This window comes from Vreelandella songnenensis (genome assembly GCF_003002925.1).
Classification (GTDB): Bacteria; Pseudomonadota; Gammaproteobacteria; order Pseudomonadales; family Halomonadaceae; genus Vreelandella; species Vreelandella songnenensis.
This window is the reverse complement of sequence record NZ_PVTK01000007.1, coordinates 186426-209497: the sequence shown is the minus strand read 5'-3', so window position 1 is coordinate 209497 and position 23072 is coordinate 186426. Positions and strand designations below refer to the sequence as shown.

The window sequence follows — 23072 nt, the reverse complement described above, 5'->3', positions numbered from 1 at the left end:
GAAGGCGCAAGGATAACGCACTAGACGCCTCGGGTGTGGGCGGCTGCCCGGTAACAGGCTGGCCTGAGCCTTGCGCTTTCCTTATACTAACCGGTTATTGTAAATACTTTTCAAGCGCTTGGCTCCATCGTTATCTTCTTGTCGGTTATGAATGATTTTCAGGTGCGTTACGCCGCCCGCAGGTGTTTAACTCCTGCCCGATCCACTGTTTTCACCGCTGCCAACGCCGCTTCGTCATCGCGGTAGGAGTTTACGTGTCAGAGTTCCCTTTTGCCGCCGTGGTCGGCCAGCACGCGCTCAAGACGGCGCTGCTGCTCAACGCCGTCAACCCGCGCATCGGCGGGGTATTGATCAGCGGCCCGCGGGGCAGCGCCAAATCCACCCTGGCTCGGGCGCTGGCCGCCATCCTGCCGGCCACGAGCCTTGGCCCGTCGCCGTTTGTCACGCTGCCGCTCGGGGCAAGTGAGGAGCGCCTGACCGGCAGCCTGGATATTCAGAAAGTGCTTACCGAGCGCGAGGCCGCCTTTCACGAAGGGCTTCTGGCCAAGGCGCACAACGGCGTGCTCTACGTCGATGAGGTCAACCTGCTGCCCGACACCCTGGTGGATCTGCTGCTCGATGTGGCCGCCAGCGGCGTCAATATCGTCGAGCGCGACGGCCTGAGCCACTCTCACCCGGCGCGTTTTGGCCTGATCGGTACCATGAACCCGGATGAAGGCGAGCTGCGCCCGCAACTGCTGGACCGCTTCGGCCTCTGCCTGGAGCAGCCGGCCTCTATCAGCGTGGAAGAGCGCATCGCCATCGTGCGCCAGCGCGAAGCGTTCGACCGTGACCCCGCAGGCTACGCGGCGGATTTTGACGCCGAGCAGCGCTCGCTGACCCAGCGCATCGAACGCGCCCGGCAGCGGCTCGACGCGGTAAGCGCCCCGGACTGGGTATACGAGCAGATCGCCAGGCGCTGCGAGTCGGCGGGCGTCGAGGGCCTGCGCGCTGACGTGACCTGGCACCGCGCCGCCCAGGCCCACGCCGCCTGGCAGGGCCAGGAAGCCATCGATCAAACTGATATCGACACCGTCGCCCCCTGGGTGCTTTCGCACCGGCGCACCCGGGAAGAGACGCCGCGCGCCTCAAACAATCCGCCACCTGCTCCGCCCTCTGAACAGAGCGGCGGCGGCTCGCCGCCCACTGGCAGCAAGGCTCAAGCAGGCAGCGGCGCGGGGCAGCCGGGCGAGGCGGGGCAGTGGGGCGCGATGCCTCCCGTTAATCAAACCCGGCAGACGGAAGCGGCGGCCCTACCTGAAGCTCCAATGCTGCCGGGTAGCAAGCGCGGCGCTGCCGAAGGCGGCGCCCGCAAGGGCCACCAGTTGGGGCACGGGGCGCACACACGCACGCTGCCTCCCGCGCCGCGCCTGGATACCTTTGCCACGCTTGCCGCCAACCGCGGCGCCTGGCCCTGGCAAACACTCCGCTACCGCCCGGCGCGGGCCGGGCAGCCGAAGGTACATCTGGTGCTGCTGGATACGTCCGGCTCGACGTTGGGCCAGCGCCTGCTGGGCCGTGCCAAGGGCTGGGTCGAGTCACTTGCTCGCCAAGCGTATCTGGGGCGTGAGCAGATGGCGGTGTTTGGCTTCGGCAACGACACCATCACCTCGTTGCTGCCCCGCCAGCGTGCGCCCAAGAGTCTGGCGGCCCGGCTCGATTCGGCGGAGGGCGGGGGCGGCACGCCGCTGCGCGCCATGATCGTTCAGGCAGGCCAGCTGGTGCGCCAGTGGCAGCGCCGCGAGCCGGGCCTTGCCATTCATACCTACCTGATTACCGATGGCCGCACCCGGGAGTCCCTTGTGGGTCTGGCGCCGCCAGGCGACTGCCTGGTGCTGGATACCGAAGGCGCCAGAGTCAAGCGCGGCCAGGGGGCAAGGCTTGCCCGGGAGCTTGACGCACGCTACTGCACACTGCCAATCAAGGAGTTTTCATGACGGACCATCAACGCCGCATGCAGCGCAAGAAAGACGTGGTCGATGAGCGCATCAGCCAGGCGACGCAGGAGCGCGGCGTGCTGATTCTCCTGAAGGGCAACGGCAAGGGCAAAAGCAGCTCCGCCTTCGGCACCATGGCGCGCTCCCTGGGCCACGGCCAGCGCTGCGCCGTCATTCAGTTCATCAAGGGCCGCCGCGAGACCGGCGAGTACCTGTTCTTTCGCGACCATCCAAGGCTCGACTGGCACATCATGGGCCACGGCTTCACCTGGGAAACCCAGGACCGCGAGCGGGATATCGAGGCCGCAGAGGCCGCCTGGGCCGTGGCCAAGGGGTTACTCGAGAACCCGGAGTACGGGCTGATCGTGCTCGATGAAATGAGCTACATGTTCAAGTACGGCTACCTGGATACCGCCCCTGTGGTCGAGGCGTTACAGCGCCGCCCGGCGCACCAGAACGTGATCATCACCGGACGCACCATGGCTACACCGCTTCAGGAGATCGCCGACACCATCAGCATCGTGCAAGACGAGCGCCACGCGTTTCGCGGCGGCGTCAAGGCGCAAGCGGGGATCGAATACTGATGAGCCAACCTTCTGCCAGCTGCCCCGCGCTGTTTATTTCGGCCCCCGCCTCAGGCCAGGGCAAAACCACGCTAACCGCCGGGCTTGCGCGGCTGCTGCGCAATCAGGGCAAGGTGGTGCGGGTGTTCAAGACCGGCCCGGATTATCTCGACCCGCAGATTCTCGCCCAGGCCTCCGGCCAGCCGGTGGATCAGCTCGACTTATGGATGGCAGGTGAAGCCTACTGCCGCCAGCGCTTTTATGAAGCTGCTATCGAGGCCGACTTGATTCTGGTGGAAGGCGCCATGGGCCTTCACGACGGCGAGCCATCCAGCGCCGATCTGGCCGCGCTGTTTGGCATTCCCATGGCCATCGTGATGGATGTCAAAGGCATGGCCCAAACCGCCGCCGCGCTGGTAACGGGGCTTGCTGGCTTTCGTGACGATATCCATGTTGCCGGGCTGATTGCCAACAATTGCGGCTCCCAGCGCCACCGGGAGCTGATTGAAGGCGCGCTGCTTGACACCCTACCGTTCTTGGCCGCCGTACCCCGTGACCCTGAATTGACACTTCCCGAGCGCCACCTGGGGCTGGTGCAGGCCGAAGAGATTCGTTTTGAGCTGGAAGTTCGTTTTGAAGCTGCGGCGCAGGCGCTGGAAGCCGCGGGGCTGCTGGACGCGCTGGCCACGCTTTCGCCGGTCAGTTTCAGTGCGCCGGCCGAGGCGCTTCCCGCGGTGCCGCAGGCGCTGACCGGGCATACGATAGGCGTGGCCCGCGATGCGGCGTTCAGCTTTATCTATCAGGCCAACCTGGATGTACTGGCGCAGATGGGCGCGCGCGTGCGCTTTTTCTCACCGCTTGCCGATGCCGACCTGCCCGAATGCGATGCGCTGTGGCTGCCCGGCGGCTACCCGGAGCTTCACGCGCAGGCGCTGGCGGCGAACACCGCCATGCGCGATGCCATTAGAGGCTTCTTTCGCGCGGGCAACCCCATTCTCGCCGAGTGTGGTGGCATGCTGTATAGCCTGGAAACGCTCACCGACTATGCGGAGAATACTCACCCCATGCTCGGTTTACTGCCGGGGCACGGCGCCATGCGCGGGCGCCGAGGCTGCCAGGGTATGCAGACCGCCGAGCTGCCCGAAGGGCCCATTCGCGGCCATGCCCACCATCGTTCAATGGCCGGTCAAACACCTGAACCCATCGCTTACGGGCGCCGTCAGCGCCACCCCGCACCTGGCGAGCCGATCTACCGTGCCGGGCGCCTGACCGCGACCTACTTGCACCTGTTTTTCCCGAATAACCCAGCCGCAGTGGTGCGTCTTTTCAGCCACGCTCCCGGCAACGATTCAGCGCAGGCCACGGCCGCAAGCTCCCATATTGAGGAATCCTTTCATGCAGTTAAATAAAATTCCCGCCACGGTTGTGACCGGCTTTCTGGGTAGCGGCAAGACCACGCTGCTTGCCAATATCCTGCGCCAGATCACCGGCAAACGGATCGCCGTGATCGTCAACGAATTCGGCGAGCAGGATATCGACTCCAGCCTGCTGCGCAGCTGCGCCCTCGACTGTGAGCCCGGTGAAGGCCAGGCGCTCGAAGGGGACGACGGCATCTATGAACTCGCCAACGGCTGTATCTGCTGCACCGTGGAAGAGGAATTTCTGCCGGTGATGAAAAAGCTCGTCGAGCGGCGTGGCGATATCGACCATATCCTGATCGAGACCAGCGGCCTGGCGCTGCCAAAACCCTTGGTGCAGGCGTTCAACTGGCCGGACGTCCGCCAGCACTGCACCGTGGATGCCATCATTACCGTGATCGACGGCCCCGCCGTGGCCGCCGGGCGCTTTGCCAGCGACGAAGCCAAGGTCGCCGCCCAGCGTCTGGCGGATGACAGCCTGGACCATGACCCCAGCCTGCAAGAGCTTCTTGATGATCAGTTAAGCGCGGCGGATTTAGTCCTGGTGACCAAAACCGATCTGCTGAGTGTCGATGAAAAGGCCCGGGTGGAAGCGCTGGTGCAGGCGCGGGTACCGGCCTCGGTCAAGACGCTGTTTATCGACCAGACCCAGGCCACTGATACGGCCCAGCTGGAAGCCCTGATGGGCATTGGCGCCGCCAGTGAAGCGCATATCGACAAGATTACCAATCATCACGACAAGCACCACGCCGAAGGCGCGCACCACGACCACGCCCACGACCACTTCGATTCCTGCGTGATTACCCTGGGCGAAGTAGACGCCACCGCCCTTGAAAGCAACCTGCAGGCGCTGCTGAAAAGCCACGAGATCTACCGCGCCAAGGGCTTTGCCGCTATCCCCGGCAAGCCCATGCGCCGGGTGATTCAGGCGGTGGGTGAGCGTCTTGAGGGCTACTTCGACCGGCTATGGCGCGAGGACGAGCCGCGCCAGACCCAGCTGGTATTTATCGGCCGCGGGCTTGATAGCACCGAGCTGCACGAGGCGCTGGCTGCTGCCGAGACTGCGGCGACACCTTAATGCATCTATTTGCCGCCAAGCCCGGAGGCTTTGTCGACGATGAAGGCATCGTCGATCTTCAACAAAGCCCCGCCGAGATCGTCATTCTCTCCGCCGCCGACAGCAATCTTTCGGCGCTGGCTCAGGCCGCCGAGCGGTTGGGGGAGGCGTACCCCTCGGTGCGCCTGGCCAACTGGATGAACCTGATCAAGCCGGCGGCGTATGATCTCTACGAAGATCGGGTGCTGGAAAAGGCCCGGTTGGTGGTGGTGTCGCTGTTAGGTGGCAAGGGCTACTGGCAGTATGGTCATGAGCGCCTGCTGGCCTGGGCGGCGGCGAAGCCGGAGCGCCAGCTGATTCTGGTGCCGGGCTGCGACGCGCCGGATGACGCGCTGCTGGAAGACTCGAGCATCGGCTTCGATGACGCCTACCGCGTGTGGCGCTACCTGCGTGAAGGCGGCGTAGATAACGCCGAAGGGCTTTTGCGCTTTATTGCCAGCCACTGCCTAAGCCGTGCGTTTGCCTGGCAGGAGCCCAAGGTGATTCCGGCGGCAGTGATTTACGCGCCTCAAGAGGACGGCCCAACCCGCCCGGCGGCCAGCCTCAGCGAGTGGCGCAAGCAGTATGAAGGCAACCGGCCGGTGTGCCTGCTGCTGTTCTACCGCAGCCATTTGCAGGGCGCCAACACCGGCGTGATCGACGGCATGCTGGCCGCACTTGAGGCCGAAGGGCTGGCGCCGCTGGCGGTGGCCGTGGCCTCACTGAAAGAGGGGCCGTGCATCGAGTTTGCCAATCATCTCATCGAGCAGACCGGCGCCTCGCTGATCATCAACACCACCAGCTTTTCGGTGAACCGCAACGCCGATGAAACCGATGGACTGGGCGATGAAATGCACAGCCTGTTCATCGGCCGGCCCGTGGTGCTTCAGGCGATGCTGGCCAGCAGCACGGTGGAGGACTGGCAGGGCATGGCCGCCGGGCTGCACAGCCGCGATGTGGCGATGCAGATCGTGCTGCCGGAAATGGACGGGCGGGTGATCACCCGGGCCGTGGGCTTCAAGGCCGAGGCCTTTTTTAACGAGCGCTGCCAGCTCTCGATTACTCACCACGCGCTGCACCCGGAGCGTGCGGCGTTCGTTGCAAAGCTTGGCCGGCGCTACTGCTGGCTGCGTGAAACGCCCAACGCGCAAAAACGCATCGCCCTGGTCATGGCCAACTACCCCAACCGCGACGGGCGCATCGGCAACGGGGTAGGGCTGGATACGCCCGCCTCGACGCTGAATATCCTGAGCGCCCTGCAGGGTGCCGGCTACCCGGTGGACGAGCTGCCCGCGGACGGCGACGAGCTGATCCGCCGGTTGCAAGGCGCGGTCACCAACGACCACGGCAGCCTCGATCAGCGCGCCTGCTGGCAAAGCATCAGTGTTGAGGAGTATCTGGCCTGGTTTCAAACCCTGCCCGCTACGCTCAAGAACACCATCTGGACGCGCTGGGGCGCGCCGCAAGACGACCCCAAGTGCCGCCAGGGGCGGCTGATGATCTCGGGTATCCGCCTTGGGGACACCTTTGTAGGCATTCAGCCCGAGCGCGACTTTATCGAGGACCTGACCCAGTCCTACCACGATATGGAGCTGGCGCCGCCGCACAGCTATCTGGCGTTCTACCTGTGGCTGCGCGAACACTACCGGGTAGACGCGGTGATTCACGTGGGCAAGCACGGCAACCTCGAGTGGCTGCCGGGCAAGAGCACTGCGCTCAGCGCCGAGTGCTGGCCGGATATTGCGCTGGGGCCGCTGCCGCACTTCTATCCGTTCATCGTCAACGACCCCGGCGAAGGGGCACAAGCCAAGCGCAGAAGCCAGGCGGTGATCATCGACCACCTGATGCCGCCGCTGGCCCGCGCCGAACTGTACGGCCCCATGGCCGAGTTGGAGGCGCTGTGTGACGAGTACTACCAGGCGCTGGATATGGACCCGCGGCGCGAGGCGCTGATTCGCAGCCAGATTCTTGCGCACCTGCGCGACACCGGCATCGACCGGGAACTCGCCCATGCGGTGAACGGTGAGTGCGAGGCCGAGATACTCAACGCCCTGGATACCTTCCTGTGCGATATCAAGGAAGCCCAGATCCGCCACGGCCTGCACATTCTGGGCACGCCGCCGCCGCGTGAAAAACGCGCGGGCACACTGGTGGCGCTGCTGCGCCTGCCAAGAGGCGAGGGCGTGGCAAGCCGCGGCCTGCTACACAATCTGGCCCGCGACCTGGCCCTCGATATCGACCCGCTGGCCGCTGGCAGCGAGCCGTGGCAGGGCGCCAGGCCCGCTATTCTCGCCGAGCAGCTGGATGCCCCCTGGCGCACCGGCGCGGACACCCGCGAGCGCCTGGAGCTTCTGGCCGAGCACTGGGTCAATGAGTACGTGCTGGGGGACCGCCCCCTTGAAGCGCTTACCCCCCATTTCCCCGCCACGGCGGAGCAGCTGCGCTTTGCCCGCACGCTGTGGGCGACCATGCAGCGCGGCGTGTCGCTGGAAATTCAGTCCCTGCTCGATGGCCTTGACGGGCTTTTCGTACCCGCCGGCCCCAGCGGCGCCCCCAGCCGCGGGCGGCTGGACACGCTGCCCACCGGGCGCAACTTCTTCAGCGTGGACAACCGCTCGATTCCATCGCCCGCCGCCTGGCGCTTGGGCGAAAAGTCCGCCCAGGCGTTCGTCGAGCGCTACCTGCAGGATAACGGCGACTACCCGCGCCGGCTGGGGCTCTCCATCTGGGGCACCGCCACCATGCGCACCGGCGGCGACGACATCGCCCAGGCCTTTGCGCTGATGGGCGTGAGGCCCAAGTGGTCGCTGGGCTCCCAGCGGGTGATCGATTTCGACGTGATTCCTTCGATGCTGCTGAACCGCCCGCGGGTGGATGTGACGCTGCGGGTGTCCGGCTTCTTCCGCGATGCGTTCCCCAATGTGATCCGCCTGTTCGATGCCGCCGTGCAGGCGGTGGCGAGCTTTGAAGAGCCCGGCGACAGCAATACCATCCGCCAGGCGGTGATGGCGCGCCAGAAAACGCTGCAAGACGAAGGCCTGAGCGCCGAGCAGGCGGCGCAAGAAGCCCGCTATCGCATTTTCGGCAGCAAGCCCGGCGAGTACGGCGCGGGCCTTAACCGGCTGATCGAGAACCGCAGCTGGGAAAATGCCGATGACCTGGCCGAGGCCTACCTGGGCGCCGGGGCCTACGCCTACGGCCAGTTTGCGGATTCCGGCACCGCCGCGCGAGGCGCCTTCGAGCAGCAGCTTCAGGGGCTGGACGCCGTAATGCAGAACCAGGATAACCGCGAGCACGATATCCTCGATTCCAACAGCTACTACGCCTTTCAGGGCGGCATGGCCAATGCCAGCCGGGCGCTTGCCGGTCAGGCGCCGGTGATCTACCACGCGGACCACGCCAACCCGGCGGTACCCAGGATTCGCACGCTGCAAGAAGAGCTTGCCCGGGTGATCCGCTCGCGGGTGCTCAACCCCAAGTGGATCAACGCCATGCGCGAACACGGCTATAAAGGCGCGTTTGAAATGGCCGCCACGGTGGATTACCTGTTTGCCTATGACGCGACCACCGACCTGGTGGCCGACTACCAGTACGCCCAGGTCAGCGACGCCTTGGTGCTCGACCCCGCCAACCAGCAGTTTTTGCGCGACCACAACCCGGCAGCCCTTGAAGAGATGGCCGAGCGCCTGCTGGAAGCCGCCCAGCGCGGCATGTGGCAGGCGCCCGGCGAACACGGCGCCGCCCTTGAAGACCTGCTGCTGGAAATGGACGAAGCCCGAGAGCGGGGCGGCCCATGAGCGAGCCGCAAGTAAAGGGCTGGTGCCCCGGCGCCTGGCGGCCAATGGCCACCGGTGACGGCTGGCTTGTGCGCGTGCGCCCGCCGCTGGGCGAGCTGACCCGCATACAGGCACTGGCGCTGTGTGAGGCCGCCGAGCGCTTCGGCAGCGGTTTGCTCGAACTGACCCGCCGGGCCAATATTCAGCTGCGCGGCGTGACCGAGGCCAGCTGGCCACCGCTGATGGCGTTTCTCATCGAGCATCAGCTGGTGAGCGACAGCAGTGAGGCCGAACGCCAGCCCCAACTGATGCTGGCCCCGGCGTGGCAAGCGGGGGACGCCACCCACACCATCGCCCGGCAGTTGCAGGCACGGGGCGCGGAACTTGCCGAAATGCCCGCCAAGGTAGGTATCGCCATCGACGCGGGCGCCGCGCCGGTGCTGCGCGATAGCCCCGCGGATTTTCGCATCGAGCGCTCGGCAGACGGTGGCCTGCTGGTGCGCCTGGAGGGCCACACGCTGGGCACGGCGGTGACCGATGCCGAGGCCGCCGTGGCGCTCTTGATTCGCCTGACCCACTGGTTCATGCAAAGCGGCGGCGCGGCGGTGGGGCGTATAGCCAAGCACCACGCACCGCTACCCGCCTGGGCGGTGGCGAATACGCCCCCGGCCCCGCCCGGCGCGAAACTGGCCATTGGCAAGCATGAGGGGGGCGTGGTGGCCGGCCTGCCGTTTGGGCGAGTAAGCGCCCAGACGCTGCGCGCGCTGGTCGCCTCGAAGGCGGTGAGCGCCCTGCGGGTAACGCCCTGGCGCAGGCTGCTGATCAAGCAGCCGGGCGCCGCCGCCATGCCAGCACTTGGCGAGGTCATTGTTCAGAATGACGATCCGCGGCTGGTGATGGACGCCTGCCCCGGCGCGCCTTTTTGCCAGCAGGCGAGTGTCGCCACCCACTCCTTGGCCGAGCGGCTGAAGGAGGTGGACGCCGCCAGCGTGCATATTTCCGGCTGCGCCAAGGGCTGCGCCCGGCGGCAACCGGCGGCCATTTGCCTGACCGGCCGCAACGGGCGTTTTGATGTCATTATCGACGGCCGCGCCGATAGCGCGCCGGTGGCTACCGGGCTGAGCGAGTCTGACGTTTTCATTTATCTGGAGAGTTTGGGTGCCTTACACCTATGAAACCCACGGCCCGGCGATTTACCGGGAGTCCTTTGCGATCATCCGCCGCGAGGCCGAGCTTGCCCGCTTTTCTGCAGAGGAAGAGACCGTGGCCGTGCGCATGATTCACGCCGCGGGGCTTGTCGAGCTGGCCGCGCATATCCATTTTCAATATGACGTGGTCAACAAGGCGCGCGCCGCTCTAGAGGCGGACGCGCCGATTCTGTGCGATGCGCGCATGGTATCCGAAGGCATTACCCGCAAGCGCCTGCCGGCGGATAACGCGATTATCTGTACCCTCAATGACGAGCGCACCCCCGCGCTTGCCCTTGAGATGGCCAACACCCGCTCGGCGGCGGCGCTCGAACTGTGGCGCCCGCACCTGGAAGGCGCGGTGGTGGCGATTGGCAACGCGCCTACGGCGCTGTTTCACCTGCTCAACATGCTCGAAGACCCGGACTGCCCGCGCCCAGCGGCCATCATCGGCTGCCCGGTGGGCTTTGTAGGCGCGGCGGAGTCCAAGGAGGCGCTGCTTGCCACGCCCGAGCTTCCCAGCTGCATCGTGCGTGGGCGCCTGGGCGGCAGTGCCGTGACGGTGGCCGCCATCAACGCCCTGGCGGATCGTATCGAATGAGCAAGGGTTGCGTGTTTGGGGTGGGCCTCGGGCCCGGCAGCCAGGATCTGATGAGCGTGCGCGCCGACCGGCTGATCCGTGGTGCGACGCATATCGCCTATTTCCGCAAGAAGGGCCGCCGTGGTCACGCGCGCAGCATCGTCGAGGGCCTGCTGGCGCCCGGCGTGGTCGAGATGCCCATGGAGTACCCGGTCACCACGGAAATTCCCTTCGATGACCCGCGCTACAATCAACTGCTCTCGACGTTTTACGAACACAGCGTGGCGCAGTTGATCGAGATGACCGAGGCCGGGTGCGATGTCGTCGTGCTGTGCGAAGGTGACCCGTTCTTCTATGGCTCGTTCATGCATCTGTATACGCGCTTGCGCAACCGCGTGCCGGTTTCCGTGGTGCCGGGGATTACCGGCATGTCCGCGGCGTGGACCGCTTCTGGGACCCCCATTACCTGGGGCGATGACGTGCTCACCGTGGCGATGGCGACACTGCCGGAAGACACACTTGTCGAGCGCATCCGCCAAACCGACGCGCTGGTGGTGATGAAGATCGGCCGCCACCTGGACAAGCTGCGCCGGGCGCTGAAAAGTGCCGGGCGCGAGGCCGACGCCTGGCTGATCGAGTACGCCGCCATGGAGAACCAGCGCGTGGTGCCGCTGAAGGATGCCGGCGACAAAGTGCCGTACTTTTCTATCGTGCTGATTCACGGACACGGGAGGCGCCCATGAGCGGCTGGGTCAAAATCGTCGGGCTGGGGCCGGGGGCGGAATCGATGATTACCCCGGAAGTCACGGCCGCGCTCGACCAGGCCACGGACGTGGTGGGCTACGTGCCCTACGTCGAGCGCGTCGCCCCGCGCGAGGGCCTGACCCGCCACGGCTCGGACAACCGCGAGGAGATTCGCCGTGCCGAGGCCGCGCTGCGCATGGCGCACGAGGGCCGCCGAGTAGTGGTGGTGTCTTCCGGCGACCCCGGCGTGTTTGCCATGGCAAGCGCCGTATTCGAAGCATTGGAAGCGGGCGATGCCGCGTGGCGGGCGCTTGATATTCAGGTACTGCCGGGGATTTCCGCGATGCTGGCCGCCAGCGCCCGCGCGGGCGCGCCGCTGGGGCATGACTTCTGCTGCATCAATCTATCCGACAACCTGAAGCCCTGGGCGCTGATCGAAAAGCGCCTGCGCCTGGCGGCGGAGGCCGACTTTGCCATGGCGTTCTACAACCCGCGCTCCAAATCGCGCCCGGTGGGGTTTGAACGCACCCTGGACGTACTGCGCGAAGCGTGCGAGCCCGAGCGCGTGATCATCTTCGCCCGGGCGGTGTCCACCCCAAACGAGTCTATCCGCGTGACGACGCTGGGTGAGGCCACGCCAGACATGGCCGATATGCGCACGCTGGTGATCGTTGGCTCCCGGCAAACGCGGTTGATCGAACGCAGTGGCGCGCCGCTGGTGTATACCCCGCGCTCAGCGTCGTGAATCGTCAAGCCAGGCCAGCACCTCATCGACGCCATGCACTTCAAGCCGGGCGGGAAGCTGGGGGCGGTCAACCATGATGACCGGCACGCCCAGCGCGCGGGCGGCATCGAGCTTGGCGCGGGCGCCGTCGCCGCCGGCGTTCTTGCACACGATGCGCTCGATTCGCTGGTGCTTGAGCAGGGCTAAATCGCCTTCCAGGGTGAAGGGGCCTCTATCCACGGTGGTGGTGAAGTGGGCAAGCGGTTGCGGGGCGGTGGGGGCATCCACCAGGCGAAGCACATAGTGGTGCTGGGGCCTGGCGGTGAACGCGGCCAGGTGCATGCGGCCAATGGCGAGCAGTACGCGCTGGGGCGGGCCTTCCAGGGCGCTTGCCGCCGCTTCGATACTCGCGACGTGCTGCCAGTCATCATGAGCGCCACGCCGCCATGCCGGGCGCGTCAGGGCAATCGCCGGTACGCCGGTTTGCCGGGCGGCGGCCAGCACGTTAAGGCTCATTTGTGAGGCAAATGGGTGGGTCGCATCGACAATATGGGTAATGCGCTGCTGGGTGATAAAAGCCGCCAAACCCTCGGCGCCGCCAAAACCGCCCACGCGGGTGGGCAGCGGCTGCGCTTTAGGCGCCTTGACGCGGCCTGCATAGCTGAAGATGGCGGCAATACCGCGCTTGCTTATGGCGCAAGCCAGGGCGCTGGCCTCACTCGTACCCCCAAGAATCAGGACATTTATCATGGCGTTAGTTGACAAGGCTTGCTGGCTCACATTGCTTGGGTGGGGGGAGAGTGGCACAGCGGGCCTGACAGCGGCAAGCCGCGAACTGTTGGAGAGTGCCGAGATCGTGTTTGGCGCCCGCCGCCACCTGCGCCTGCTGCCCCCGCTGAACGCGCAGATACGCGAGTGGCCGGTGCCGTTTGTTGATGGCATCCCCGCGCTTCTTGCCGAGCGCGGCCGCCGGGTGGTCATGCTGGTCTCCAACGACCCGTTCTGGTTTGGCGCGGGCTCAAGTCTCACGCGCCACTTGGAGGCGTTTGAGTGGAGCGCCGTACCGTCGCCCTCGACCTTCAGCCTGGCGGCGGCGCGGCTGGGCTGGCCGCTCGAGCGCTGCACTTGCCTTGGCCTGCACGCCAAACCACTCACTCGCATTCGTCCTTACCTGCAAAGCGGCCGGCGCCTGCTGGTGCTGCTGCGCGATGGCGCCGCCGTGGCTGAACTGGCCGCGCTGGTTATAACATTCGGCTTTGCGGATTCCCGGCTCACCGTGCTGGAAGCGCTGGGCGGCGCTGAGGAGCGCATCCGCACGCTGGCCATGGATGAAGCGCTCCCCGAGGATATCGCCCACCCGGTAGCGGTAGGCATTGAAGTCGCCGGTAACGGCCCCGCGCTTCCCCTGACGCCCGGCCTTTTAGATGCCTTTTTCGAGCACGACGGCCAGATCACCAAGCAAGCCGTGCGAAGCCTGACGCTTTGCGCACTGGCCCCCAGAGCCGGCGAGCGGCTGTGGGATATCGGCACGGGCTCTGGCTCCATTGCCATCGAGTGGCTGCTGGCCCACCCGGATAACCACGCCACCGGTTTCGAGCAAAACGCCGAGCGCGCCGCTCGGGCGCGGCGCAATGCGCGCAATCTGGGCGTCGATTGGCTGGACGTCAACGAAGGCCGCGCCCCGGAGGTACTCGAGAACGCGCCGCTGCCCGATGCGGTGTTTATCGGCGGCGGGCTTTCCCAAAAACTGTTGGACGCCTTATGGCAAGTGTTGCCCAGCGGCACACGGGTAGTGGCCAACGCGGTTACCCTGGAATCCGAAGCCCTGTTGGCCCACTGGCAGCAACAGGCCGGCGGCGAACTGCTGCGCCTGGAGCTGGCCCACGCCGCCCCCATGGGCACGCGCCGGGGCTGGAAAGCCAGCTACCCGATCGTGCAGTGGCGCGGCGCTCGATGACCAGCCAAACAGACGTCAGCACCGCGCACACCATCGCCGGGTTCGGCTTTCGCCCGCAAGCAACGCAGGCGTCGCTTGAGCAGGTGCTGGATCAGCTGATCGCCGAGCACGGCCCCATCGACCGGCTGGCGGCGGCGCACAGCATGCTGCCCCTGGTTCAAGCGCTGGGAAGCGCCCGCCACATTCCGGTAATAGGCGTGGCGGACGCAGCACTCCCCGGCGCCACCACGCTGACGCATTCCGCGTACAGCCTGCGTGAAAAAGGCACCGGCAGCGTGGCCGAAGCCGTGGCGCTGCTGGCCGCAGGCCACGGGGCGCGGCTCTTGGGCCCGCGCACAGTTTCAGACGATAGAAAGGCCACGGCCGCGGTGGCCACTAAAGCGTTGCAAGGAGTTGGATGATGACGGTTCATTTTATTGGCGCAGGCCCCGGCGCGCCGGATCTTTTGACGCTCAGAGGGCGCGATTTGATTGCCGCTTGCCCGGTGTGCCTGTACGCGGGGTCGCTCGTCCCCGAAGAAATTCTCGAGCACTGCCCAAAAGGCGCGTGCATCATCAACACCGCGCCGCTGTCGCTCGATGACATCATGCAGGAAATTAAGACCGCCCACGCGCAAGGCCAGGATATCGCCCGGCTGCACTCCGGCGATCTCTCGGTGTGGTCCGCCATGGGCGAGCAGCTGCGCCGCCTGCGGGCGCTGGATATTCCGTTTAGTGTCACCCCCGGCGTGCCCTCATTTGCCGCCGCAGCCGCAACGCTTGGCCAGGAGCTCACGCTACCCGGCGTGGCGCAATCCGTGGTGCTGACCCGCACGCCGGGCCGGGCAAGCGCCATGCCGGAAGGGGAAACGCTTGCCCACTTCGCCCGCACCGGGGCAACGCTTGCCATTCACCTCTCCATTCACAACCTGGCCCAGGTGGTGGAAAGCCTGACGCCGCATTACGGTAAAGAGTGCCCGGTGGCCATCGTGTGGCGGGCCAGCTGGCCGGACGAGCACGTGGTGCGCGCTCGCCTGTCCACGGTGGAATCCCTGATCGACCACACGCTCCAGCGCACGGCGCTGATTCTGGTAGGGCCGGTCCTCGAATCCGACGACTTCCAGGAAAGCAGCCTGTACGCGGTAGGTTATGATCGCCGCTTTCGGCCCCAATCGGCGGATTCGCCGTTTGCCGGTGGCGATGAAGAGGGCAGCGCATGATCACGCTCTCGCTGATCGGCATTGGCACCGGCAACGTCGACCACGTAACGCTCGCGGCGGTGCGCGCCTTGAACGAAGCCGACGTGATTCTGCTGCCGCGCAAGGGCGAGGCCAAATCGGACCTTCTCGACCTGCGCCGCGTACTCTGCGAAGAGCTTTTAGATAAAGCGGCCAGTACCCGCATCGTCGAGTTCGATTTACCCACCCGCGACGGCGAACGCCCGTACCTAAACGCAGTAGACGAGTGGCATGACGCCATTGCCAGCGTGTGGGCGGAGTTGATGGATAAGCATCTGCCAAACGGCGGACGCGTCGGCATGCTGGTATGGGGCGACCCCTCGCTTTATGACAGCAGCCTGCGCATCGCCAAGCGCCTGACGGACAGCGGTCGTGCGGTTGAGGTCAACGTCATCCCCGGCATTACCAGCCTGCAGGTGCTCACCGCCGAGCACCGCATACCGCTCAATGCCCTGGCGGGGGCGGTTCACATCACCACCGGCCGCCGCCTGCGCGAACGCGGCTGGCCTGAAGATGCCGCCACGGTAGCCGTCATGCTCGACAGCGGCGGGGCGTTTACCGCGATCAAGCAAGAGGGCGTTTACATCTGGTGGGGGGCGTATCTGGGCATGGAGAAGCAGTGCCTGATAGAAGGGCGCCTGCATGAGGTAAGCGCGCAAATCATCGAGCGTCGCACCATGCTTCGCGAAGCCTACGGCTGGATAATGGATTGCTATTTGATGGCGCGCGAGCCGCTATTATAGACCTGAGTAGAGTGCGGCTGATCATGGAATATTTCTAAAAATCTGTAGATTTGATAGGCTTCATGCGTACTTAAAGGAATTATTCCGATGCAACAAGATGTGCGTATTATTTCTCGTTCAGCCGTTTTTAGTCGCTGGATTTTTCCCGCCATATGGTTAATTGTTGCCAGCTTCATAACGTCGTCATTTTTGTACCATTTGGATGGCTTTACAATATTCATATTGTTTCCCTTTGGCATGATCGCTTTTATGGTTTTTTCGTGGAAAAAAGCTTACGCGGGTGTCGCTAACCGTGTGTACGATAACGGCGAAAGCCTGACGTTTGTGTATGGAAAAGAGCGACAGCAAGTCTATTTGAAGGATGTGATGAACATCAATTACGAGTCCATGGTGTCTCCCGATAAGGTGATCCTTACATTGCGAGCCACTGACGTTCAGAATTCCTCGACCCGCGAAGTAGCTTTTCTTCCGACCAGAACCAATTGGAACACCGGCGATATATCGTTTAGAAAACTAAGGCGTGAGAATCGTGTTTACGAAGAGTTAATCGAACGAGTCGACGCGGCAAGGCGTCATGCCGATAAGTCGATTTAGCTCGGTTCTCATTGGCTTATAGAAAGCGCAGCATCGCCGTAATTAAATTTTTCTAAAACGTAGCAATTTTTCTATTCCTCAAACCATCGGGAGTACGTCATGAGCTTTTACGTCTACCTTTCCGGCGAGATCCACACCGACTGGCGCGACGAAATCCAGCGCGGCGCCGAAGCCGCGGGCCTGGATATCGTCTTCACCGCCCCGGTCACCGACCACGACGCCAGTGACGCCGCCGGCGACCACCTGGGCGTGCCGGAAAACGGCTTCTGGCGCGACCACCAATCCTCCAAGGTCAACGCCATTCGCACCCGCACGCTGATCGAACAGGCCGACCTGGTCGTGGTGCGCTTCGGCGACAAGTACAAGCAGTGGAACGCCGCGTTTGATGCGGGCTATTGCTCGGCGCTGGCCAAGCCGTATATCACGCTGCACGCTGAAGATATTGTTCATCCGCTGAAGGAAGTGGATGCCGGGGCGCAGGCTTGGTGTACGACTACCGAGCAGGTCGTGGAAACGCTAAAGTACGTGCTGAAAGCGTAAGCAAGCCTGAGAAACACCTGCAGGCCTACTGAGTTCCGTAAATACCATCGCTCTCTATGAGCTATAGCCGTAGAGAGCTGTCGTAGGAGCACGCTTCAGCGCGCGAAGGGCAGCGCCAGCTGCCCCAATACCGCTAAAGAGCTCACTTCCCCTCATAAAAATTGGCTTAAGCTCATTCCCTGACCTTTCTTCCGCAACATCGCCTACCCGAATTTCACGCAGCCTTAAGACCTATTGCTTAATAATGTCATGAAATTACCACGTGACCGAAGGAAAATTCATGGATAGAGTATGATGGAAAAATGAGCAAAACGAGCGGGCACCCTAACAATGAATATGCTGCCTAACAATTAGTCAACGACATTCGAATCAATACGTTGTGGTTTGTACGTGAGCTGCATAACATCAATAAATGCGCCGACGAGTTTAAGGGTGTTATACAGTCGGATAGATAATCACTGTTAAGTTTTAGGGGAAGCATGAAGCTCAAAAAGTTACTGTCGCTGGATTTCATGCAAGGTTTTCAATCTTTATTGGAGTCAGACTTTGAAAACCGACTGTTTGTAGCCAGTTTAAGAAATTATGCGTCACATGGTAATCCACTGAGATTTCACAACTTCGCGTTCTCGATGAGAGAGCTGGTGCTTCATGTAATACAAAGAAAAGCTCCACCTAAGAAAGTAAAAAGGGCTACTTGGTATGAGCGCGAGAGTGATAAATATGAAGTTACAAGAAGACAGCAGCTAAAATATTGCGCACAATCAAATATATCAGATGCTTATCTTGGTAATGCAGTTCTTGAGCATCTTAATGAATGCATTTCTGAGTTCCTTGATGAATTTAAATTCTTCAATAAGTACACACATATTACAGAGAAGTATTTTGATGTTTCGCCAAGTTCATTTTTTCAGGACGCTAAGGTAATTATTAGAATAGCGAAAGACTCTCTAAATCAATTGGAGGATCTTGAAAGGATAGTTGTTAATGCCCTTGAAGAAAAGATAAGAAATGCGGTTGTTTCAACGGCTGTAAGTGCAATACCTGATAGCCTGTCTATTCTAGCAAATCATGTCTACATCGAGTACACCGAAGTGTATGAGATCGAGTGTACCGGGATAGATGATCAGTTTATTTATGTTACAGCTCAAGGAAATGTACACGTCACACAGGAATACGGGCCAAAAAATGACTTATGTGAAATTAGTGAATGTTACCCTTTTACTTTGAGAATGAAATCTCATGTTGAGAATCCAGAGGAATTTACAATCGAGTCTGAAAAGTTGGATGTGGATACATCATCATGGTACGAATAGAACTTAACAAAGCGGTGAAATGCGTTCCACTGCGCTCCAGCGGACTCGCTATCGCTCGCTATTTACCGAGGCGTTAGGATTTATGCAGATGAATAAGAATCTCTATAAATATATGGAGCCGCGAATTCTTGACGCATCACTAGTCCGTCAAGGCTTTATTGGATTCAAGTGTTCAAAGCCTGAAGAATACAATGATCCATACGAGCTTTTTCTAAGCGTAGACACAAATGTTGATACACAACTACTAGCATTCTATAGAGATTCACTCGGGCAACTACCTCAGTATCCCACGTCTTGTTTCTCAAGATCACCCGTGGTTGTTCCTATGTGGGCACACTATGGTCATGCGTCCAGAGGCTTCGTAATAGAAATCGACGAAAAAATGCTCATTGATTACTGCTCAGAGGCATCGGTCGATGATGTTGAGTACACGGACTCGGCCAATAAAGATTTAGAAGGTTTACTGGCGCGTGCATTCGTTACATGTAAGCCGAGACATACTTTTTTTCTTCATAAAGCAGTTCTTCATTCAGCGTATTTTACAAAACAATCTTCTTGGAGCTATGAAAAAGAGCGACGTGTTGTTTTTTCTATAGACAGTATTGAAAATGTAGATGGAAATATGATTGCTTTTCTTCCGACAAGCTGTGTTAAATCAATTATCGCGGGAGCTAAGGCGACTGATGAGTCTATAGAAAAAGGTCGGAGATATTCTGACTATATCGGCTGCGGATTTTATACCTCTAAGATTGGGAAGAGTTATCCTGAAAAGTATCTGGTTTCTGGAGATAATTCCCCTCATATATTTGATGGTAGCGATATCGTTAGTGCTAAGTCAGCGTGTAAGCAGTGCTTGGAGCCTATTCCTGAAGTAAGGAAAAATAGTAAATTGTGCTCTTGGTGCGCAATCACAGACGCTCACGCTGAAAGTGCCACAGAGAATAATGTGTATCGATTTCTGGATCACGCCGACATTCTAGAGCGGCATATAAAAGGCATGGAGGATATCTGGAGTGGAAAGTCCTAACAATCGCAGGCAATCCGACGGCTTTTTCTTTTCGCCTTCGGCTCCATTACAAATCCGCGGTTGCTGCGGACTTTAGGACTGATCGTAATGCCCCCCAATCGCAAAAACGTATATGGAGGTGTCGTCGAAACGGTATATGAGCCTGTCTTTCTGTGAGATACGCCGTGACCATAGGCCTGATAAGTTGTGTTTCAGCGGTTCAGGTTTGCCTATTCCAGTGGATGGGTCGTCGGAGCGGAGCATTTCTTTCAGCAATTTGCACAGCGCTTTGTGCAGCTTCTTGTCTTTCTCTCGCATCGTTTCATAGGCTTCCCAAGTGCTGCCCTCAAATACCAGTGATCTCATTCATCTGCTCATCATTGGGTGTGTATCCTTGGCCACGGCTGTGAGTCTCGAGAGAGGTCGCAATCTGCTGCATCAGGTCTCGGTTCTGGAGCACCTGCAGGGTTTCCTGTTCTCTTTCCCAGTCTTCAGCACTCATGATGACGAAAGCCTCTCCGGCGCGGCGTGTCACCTTGAGGGGTTCATGGTTGTTAACCACCTGCTCTACAAGGCTTTTCAGGTTGTCTCTAAATTTGTTTACACTGATGATATCCATAATTCCACCATTACGTACGGAAACTCCGTACAACTGTATCGCAATAGCCCTAACAAGACCAGTGATGGCTACGTCTACCAAATTGCAGCTTCGTTTCCATTCCGTAGCCGCGCAGGCTAGCAGCATTATAAAACAACGAGTTTAAAAATGACCCTATCAGGCAGCTGCCTCTGCGGCGGCGTCCAATACGAAATAACCGGCCCCCTTACCGACGTTTACCACTGCCACTGTTCCATGTGCCGCAAACTCCACGCGGCCGCGTTTCGAACCTGTGCCAAGGTACAGGCTAGTGACTGGCGAATCGTCAGTGGGGAAGAGCTGCTCAAAACCTATGAGTCGTCGACGGGGGAGTTCAAGGTGTTCTGCTCGACCTGTGGCTCCAGCATTCATACCCGGTTCATGGAAAAGCCGGAGATTTACGCGCTTCCCCTTGGCACTCTCGACGTTGATCCCGGTGTGCGCCCAAATCGCCATGTGTTCGTGGGTGACAAGGCGCCGTGGTTCGAGATTGCCGATGATTTGCCCCAGTTCACTGAAAATGGCTGAAGCAGTGTTGCTCGGGCTTAATATCATTTTCCAAGCCCAGCCATTACTCTATGCACCCAGCTTACCCAAGGCGCTCCATCGATCTTATGACGAGAAAAACACTAGGCTTGAAGGTCAAACGGCAGCAAGAGGCCAAACCCGCCGGCGTCGTTGAGGATCAATTCCTTGATGATCCCGAAAAACGCTTTCTAAATGGCGTTGCGATTCATCCGTGTCCACGCATTGGGCTGGAAGCCGGTTGCACCGAGCGCAGCATGCGCGCCATGGACTTGATCACGCCCATCGGCATGGGTCAGCGTGGGCTAGTCCTCGCATACCTGGGCTGCGGCAAAAACGACGCAGCTTAAGCATATACATTAGGCCGTGGGTCCGATTTGTTAGTAAGCTGCATCGCATATTACATACCATCTATGCGATAAAAACACATGATGATCGGAAGCATGAAAATGAAAGTTTGGAGTTTAACATTTTTAGGTGTGCTTGCTGTGGGGTCGACAACTGCATTTGGGCAGTTACCTTCGCAGGAGAGCCCCTATGTCGGTAGAGAAATATTGACTGAAGAGCAGCGCAGCGATGCATTATCGCAGCTAAAAAACACGCGGGACCAGTGGCAAGAAAAAATCCAGAATATCGAAGACTCGCTGTTGTCCCGCCGGCTGAACAATGACATGCTTATTCTGTACCGTGATATGCATGAAAACCTGCTTTTTGATGATCAGGCTTATCGTCTTTCGTATATCGATCAACGCTTTCCACAGGTGGGCGATTATGCCAATTTGCAGGCTTTTCTGGATGCTTACCTGGCCAATATCGTCGCTTGGCAGTTTGTCCCTGAAGCACAGCGTTTCTGGGTGACGCCTCCCTTCTCATTTCCTTTTGATATACATATGCGTTATACCGACGTGGTGATGGATAACGGAGAAATGAAGCCCTTGCCGGAATTGGCTAGGGGGCTAAGAAGTAATACCGAGTTTCAATACTACAACGAAGAATTCCAGTTCCTTGATGAACGCAGCTTGGACGACCCTAAACCGGCAACCCTACTGGCCGAGTCTCAAGCCACCATGCCTGAAGATTTCATTGAATTTGAATTCGACGCCTCGGATGTTGGCAAGACACTGGAACATCGTGGCTACGCTATCACGCCACGCCGATTTACCGAGTTTACCTATGATGTAGAGATTCAAGTGCCCGAGAACCAGGCACTGCCATTACGCGATATCGATATCGTGGGTGAGGCGATAGCGGTTGGCGGTAGGCATATTTACATGCGTTCGGAAACACACCTAAACGCCGATTACTTTTCCCAGAAAGCAGCATGGCTGGACGACACGATTGAGCGGGCGGTTCAGGGCACAGTGGAGCTGACCGATATTACAGCCGAGATTCGCGCCCTGAATGAGTGCTTATCGGTCGCCGAAGGCACGACGCTACATAAAGCGTTCGCTTTTAATGGTTCGATTGAAAAAGCCAGAGTTACCTTGTTACCTCAGGCAGCGCAGGATAGCACGACTTCACGCTCGCTTGAGATTCCTGTTTACTCTAGGCCGGTGGGTGACAGCGACATGACAATGCTTTCCGATGCGGTGCTGGAGGGGCCTGTTTTTCACCATTGGACCCAAGCGCGTACAGACCTTTCGGCTGAAGAAATGCAGCAACAGATCTTGATAGGCTATAGCACCTTTGACCTCGAACGCCCGGACGTGGATTACGCTGAGTCGGTTTACCTGAACTACCCCGAGGTACAAAGTCAGCTTTTCGTGAGTCCGGATGAGCGGTATGACTACTCGTCAGATGCGGCGGCGCAAAGTGTGCAGTTTTATAATGATAAGGGAGGGCCTATCGAGATGCCCGATGGGGATAACGTATTTGCCTTCACGGAACACGGTCTTGTTTACAACCCACAGTACTTCTCGGTATGGCCAGCACGAGTAACGGCCACGCTGCCTATTCTGACCGCGCCGAATATCATAAAGCGGCATTACAGTCTGGATGAGTTACCCGAAGGTATTCGCTTGGACGGAAATAGACTAACGGTCGATTATGAAGTATTTACACCCGAGGAAATGCTCAATAGAGAGAAATTTCGTACCTCAAATTTGAATTACTTTTTTGCTATGGACTCAGCCCAACGCTATCTCAAACAAGTGGGGAGCGTAATTGAAATTAGTCGTGAAGACCGCGAGCCTATACATGCGTTTTATTTCTACGGCAGGCCGGAAAGTATTGAGCTGTGGTATCGTGGCGAGACCCGCTATGTAGATTATGCAGTAGACGTCGAGCTTAGAGATTCCCCTTTGTCAGAATAGCGTTTAAATCATCCGATGATAATGAAATATCCATTTAGATAGATATGTCGATGTACGAACAGCTAATGACTATCGAGCTTTGATTAGGGCAAGCATCTGCGTTGTAAAAAGGAGTGCTTACTCATGGGGTTTAGTGAGAACCAGAGATCTACGAGCTTATTCTAA

22 protein-coding genes and 1 pseudogene are annotated in these 23072 nt (G+C 60.1%); 20 read left to right on the top strand and 3 right to left on the bottom strand.

The genetic code is table 11. The features are described from left to right. Positions 1 to 254: 254 nt before the first annotated feature. From B0H98_RS12785 to cobJ, 9 genes are read left to right on the top strand one after another with little or no spacing between them, the layout of a single operon-like run. On the top strand, positions 255 to 1976 hold the full coding sequence (locus B0H98_RS12785) for an ATP-binding protein (protein ID WP_106375452.1): 1722 nt from the start codon (positions 255 to 257) through the stop codon (positions 1974 to 1976). Then, a complete protein-coding gene (cobO, locus tag B0H98_RS12780) occupies positions 1973 to 2560 on the top strand; it encodes a cob(I)yrinic acid a,c-diamide adenosyltransferase (RefSeq protein WP_106375451.1) in 588 nt (195 codons plus the stop codon). Before B0H98_RS12785 ends, cobO begins: the two co-directional genes overlap by 4 nt. Next, positions 2560 to 3948: a cobyrinic acid a,c-diamide synthase CobB gene (locus B0H98_RS12775; protein ID WP_106375450.1), complete on the top strand. Its 1389-nt coding sequence runs from the start codon at positions 2560 to 2562 to the stop codon at positions 3946 to 3948. The genes cobO and B0H98_RS12775 overlap by 1 nt, the downstream gene beginning before the upstream one ends. Next, complete coding sequence (gene cobW, locus B0H98_RS12770; RefSeq protein ID WP_106375449.1) at positions 3935 to 5035, top strand: cobalamin biosynthesis protein CobW; 1101 nt, start codon at positions 3935 to 3937, stop codon at positions 5033 to 5035. The genes B0H98_RS12775 and cobW overlap by 14 nt, the downstream gene beginning before the upstream one ends. Next, positions 5035 to 8850, top strand: coding sequence for a cobaltochelatase subunit CobN (gene cobN, locus B0H98_RS12765; RefSeq protein ID WP_106375448.1), 3816 nt, complete (start codon positions 5035 to 5037; stop codon positions 8848 to 8850). The genes cobW and cobN overlap by 1 nt, the downstream gene beginning before the upstream one ends. Beyond that, complete coding sequence (locus tag B0H98_RS12760) at positions 8847 to 10004, top strand: cobalamin biosynthesis protein CobG (RefSeq protein WP_106375447.1); 1158 nt, start codon at positions 8847 to 8849, stop codon at positions 10002 to 10004. The genes cobN and B0H98_RS12760 overlap by 4 nt, the downstream gene beginning before the upstream one ends. Continuing rightward, a complete protein-coding gene (locus tag B0H98_RS12755; protein ID WP_106375446.1) occupies positions 9988 to 10617 on the top strand; it encodes a precorrin-8X methylmutase in 630 nt (209 codons plus the stop codon). Before B0H98_RS12760 ends, B0H98_RS12755 begins: the two co-directional genes overlap by 17 nt. Beyond that, positions 10614 to 11339 (top strand): precorrin-2 C(20)-methyltransferase, encoded by a 726-nt coding sequence (cobI, locus tag B0H98_RS12750; protein WP_106375445.1) that lies wholly within the window; start codon positions 10614 to 10616, stop codon positions 11337 to 11339. The genes B0H98_RS12755 and cobI overlap by 4 nt, the downstream gene beginning before the upstream one ends. Next, positions 11336 to 12085, top strand: coding sequence for a precorrin-3B C(17)-methyltransferase (gene cobJ / locus B0H98_RS12745; RefSeq protein ID WP_106375444.1), 750 nt, complete (start codon positions 11336 to 11338; stop codon positions 12083 to 12085). Before cobI ends, cobJ begins: the two co-directional genes overlap by 4 nt. Here the strand turns inward: cobJ and B0H98_RS12740 are convergent. After that, on the bottom strand, positions 12074 to 12814 hold the full coding sequence (locus B0H98_RS12740; protein ID WP_106375443.1) for a cobalt-precorrin-6A reductase: 741 nt from the start codon (positions 12812 to 12814) through the stop codon (positions 12074 to 12076). The genes cobJ and B0H98_RS12740 overlap by 12 nt on opposite strands. On the opposite strand from B0H98_RS12740, the gene cbiE reads away from it, so the two are divergent. The 8 genes from cbiE to B0H98_RS12700 all read left to right on the top strand — a co-directional run bounded on the left by cbiE (position 12813) and on the right by B0H98_RS12700 (position 19454). Further along, a complete protein-coding gene (cbiE, locus tag B0H98_RS12735; RefSeq protein ID WP_106375442.1) occupies positions 12813 to 14021 on the top strand; it encodes a precorrin-6y C5,15-methyltransferase (decarboxylating) subunit CbiE in 1209 nt (402 codons plus the stop codon). The genes B0H98_RS12740 and cbiE overlap by 2 nt on opposite strands. Beyond that, positions 14018 to 14422, top strand: coding sequence for a cobalamin biosynthesis protein (locus B0H98_RS12730; protein WP_106375441.1), 405 nt, complete (start codon positions 14018 to 14020; stop codon positions 14420 to 14422). The genes cbiE and B0H98_RS12730 overlap by 4 nt, the downstream gene beginning before the upstream one ends. After that, positions 14422 to 15219 carry a precorrin-4 C(11)-methyltransferase gene (gene cobM, locus B0H98_RS12725; RefSeq protein ID WP_106375440.1) on the top strand — a complete coding sequence of 266 codons (798 nt, stop codon included), beginning with the start codon at positions 14422 to 14424 and terminating at the stop codon, positions 15217 to 15219. Before B0H98_RS12730 ends, cobM begins: the two co-directional genes overlap by 1 nt. Next, positions 15216 to 15980, top strand: coding sequence for a precorrin-6A synthase (deacetylating) (gene cobF / locus B0H98_RS12720; RefSeq protein ID WP_106375439.1), 765 nt, complete (start codon positions 15216 to 15218; stop codon positions 15978 to 15980). Before cobM ends, cobF begins: the two co-directional genes overlap by 4 nt. 87 nt (positions 15981 to 16067) lie before the next feature. Next, positions 16068 to 16574, top strand: coding sequence for a hypothetical protein (locus B0H98_RS12715; RefSeq protein ID WP_106375438.1), 507 nt, complete (start codon positions 16068 to 16070; stop codon positions 16572 to 16574). Between the two features lie 99 nt (positions 16575 to 16673). After that, entirely contained in the window at positions 16674 to 17114 is a 441-nt protein-coding gene (locus tag B0H98_RS12710) for a YtoQ family protein (protein ID WP_106375437.1), read from the top strand. 479 nt (positions 17115 to 17593) lie between these two features. Further along, the gene (locus B0H98_RS12705) at positions 17594 to 18427 is read left to right on the top strand and encodes a pPIWI-associating nuclease domain-containing protein (RefSeq protein ID WP_106375436.1); all 834 of its coding nucleotides are present in this window, start codon (positions 17594 to 17596) and stop codon (positions 18425 to 18427) included. 88 nt (positions 18428 to 18515) lie between these two features. Continuing rightward, positions 18516 to 19454: a DUF2971 domain-containing protein gene (locus B0H98_RS12700; RefSeq protein WP_167392679.1), complete on the top strand. Its 939-nt coding sequence runs from the start codon at positions 18516 to 18518 to the stop codon at positions 19452 to 19454. Between the two features lie 72 nt (positions 19455 to 19526). Here the strand turns inward: B0H98_RS12700 and B0H98_RS12695 are convergent, their stop codons facing one another. Next, complete coding sequence (locus tag B0H98_RS12695; protein ID WP_244183129.1) at positions 19527 to 19751, bottom strand: Txe/YoeB family addiction module toxin; 225 nt, start codon at positions 19749 to 19751, stop codon at positions 19527 to 19529. Positions 19752 to 19779: 28 nt separating this feature from the next. After that, positions 19780 to 20052, bottom strand: a complete 273-nt coding sequence (locus B0H98_RS12690; protein ID WP_106375433.1) for a type II toxin-antitoxin system Phd/YefM family antitoxin — start codon at positions 20050 to 20052, stop codon at positions 19780 to 19782. Positions 20053 to 20199: 147 nt separating this feature from the next. On the opposite strand from B0H98_RS12690, the gene B0H98_RS12685 reads away from it, so the two are divergent. From B0H98_RS12685 to B0H98_RS12675, 3 genes and pseudogenes are all read left to right on the top strand, one after another. Continuing rightward, a complete protein-coding gene (locus tag B0H98_RS12685; RefSeq protein ID WP_106375432.1) occupies positions 20200 to 20598 on the top strand; it encodes a GFA family protein in 399 nt (132 codons plus the stop codon). 86 nt (positions 20599 to 20684) lie between these two features. Beyond that, a pseudogene (locus B0H98_RS12680) lies at positions 20685 to 20952 on the top strand (transcription termination factor Rho); the annotation flags it as partial. An 86-nt stretch (positions 20953 to 21038) separates the two neighbouring features. Continuing rightward, positions 21039 to 22907, top strand: coding sequence for a hypothetical protein (locus B0H98_RS12675; protein WP_106375431.1), 1869 nt, complete (start codon positions 21039 to 21041; stop codon positions 22905 to 22907). Positions 22908 to 23072: the final 165 nt, after the last annotated feature.

Coding starts and splice junctions, on each gene's coding strand:
- B0H98_RS12730 (WP_106375441.1), top strand. CDS start 14,018: ATGACCAGCCAAACAGACGTCAGCACCGCGCACACCATCGCCGGGTTC.
- B0H98_RS12760 (WP_106375447.1), top strand. CDS start 8,847: ATGAGCGAGCCGCAAGTAAAGGGCTGGTGCCCCGGCGCCTGGCGGCCA.
- cbiE (WP_106375442.1), top strand. CDS start 12,813: ATGGCGTTAGTTGACAAGGCTTGCTGGCTCACATTGCTTGGGTGGGGG.
- B0H98_RS12710 (WP_106375437.1), top strand. CDS start 16,674: ATGAGCTTTTACGTCTACCTTTCCGGCGAGATCCACACCGACTGGCGC.
- cobJ (WP_106375444.1), top strand. CDS start 11,336: ATGAGCGGCTGGGTCAAAATCGTCGGGCTGGGGCCGGGGGCGGAATCG.
- cobO (WP_106375451.1), top strand. CDS start 1,973: ATGACGGACCATCAACGCCGCATGCAGCGCAAGAAAGACGTGGTCGAT.
- B0H98_RS12775 (WP_106375450.1), top strand. CDS start 2,560: ATGAGCCAACCTTCTGCCAGCTGCCCCGCGCTGTTTATTTCGGCCCCC.
- cobI (WP_106375445.1), top strand. CDS start 10,614: ATGAGCAAGGGTTGCGTGTTTGGGGTGGGCCTCGGGCCCGGCAGCCAG.
- B0H98_RS12695 (WP_244183129.1), bottom strand. CDS start 19,751: ATGCGAGAGAAAGACAAGAAGCTGCACAAAGCGCTGTGCAAATTGCTG.
- cobM (WP_106375440.1), top strand. CDS start 14,422: ATGACGGTTCATTTTATTGGCGCAGGCCCCGGCGCGCCGGATCTTTTG.
- cobW (WP_106375449.1), top strand. CDS start 3,935: ATGCAGTTAAATAAAATTCCCGCCACGGTTGTGACCGGCTTTCTGGGT.
- cobN (WP_106375448.1), top strand. CDS start 5,035: ATGCATCTATTTGCCGCCAAGCCCGGAGGCTTTGTCGACGATGAAGGC.
- B0H98_RS12715 (WP_106375438.1), top strand. CDS start 16,068: ATGCAACAAGATGTGCGTATTATTTCTCGTTCAGCCGTTTTTAGTCGC.
- B0H98_RS12690 (WP_106375433.1), bottom strand. CDS start 20,052: ATGGATATCATCAGTGTAAACAAATTTAGAGACAACCTGAAAAGCCTT.
- cobF (WP_106375439.1), top strand. CDS start 15,216: ATGATCACGCTCTCGCTGATCGGCATTGGCACCGGCAACGTCGACCAC.
- B0H98_RS12685 (WP_106375432.1), top strand. CDS start 20,200: ATGACCCTATCAGGCAGCTGCCTCTGCGGCGGCGTCCAATACGAAATA.
- B0H98_RS12740 (WP_106375443.1), bottom strand. CDS start 12,814: ATGATAAATGTCCTGATTCTTGGGGGTACGAGTGAGGCCAGCGCCCTG.
- B0H98_RS12675 (WP_106375431.1), top strand. CDS start 21,039: ATGAAAATGAAAGTTTGGAGTTTAACATTTTTAGGTGTGCTTGCTGTG.
- B0H98_RS12700 (WP_167392679.1), top strand. CDS start 18,516: ATGAATAAGAATCTCTATAAATATATGGAGCCGCGAATTCTTGACGCA.
- B0H98_RS12705 (WP_106375436.1), top strand. CDS start 17,594: ATGAAGCTCAAAAAGTTACTGTCGCTGGATTTCATGCAAGGTTTTCAA.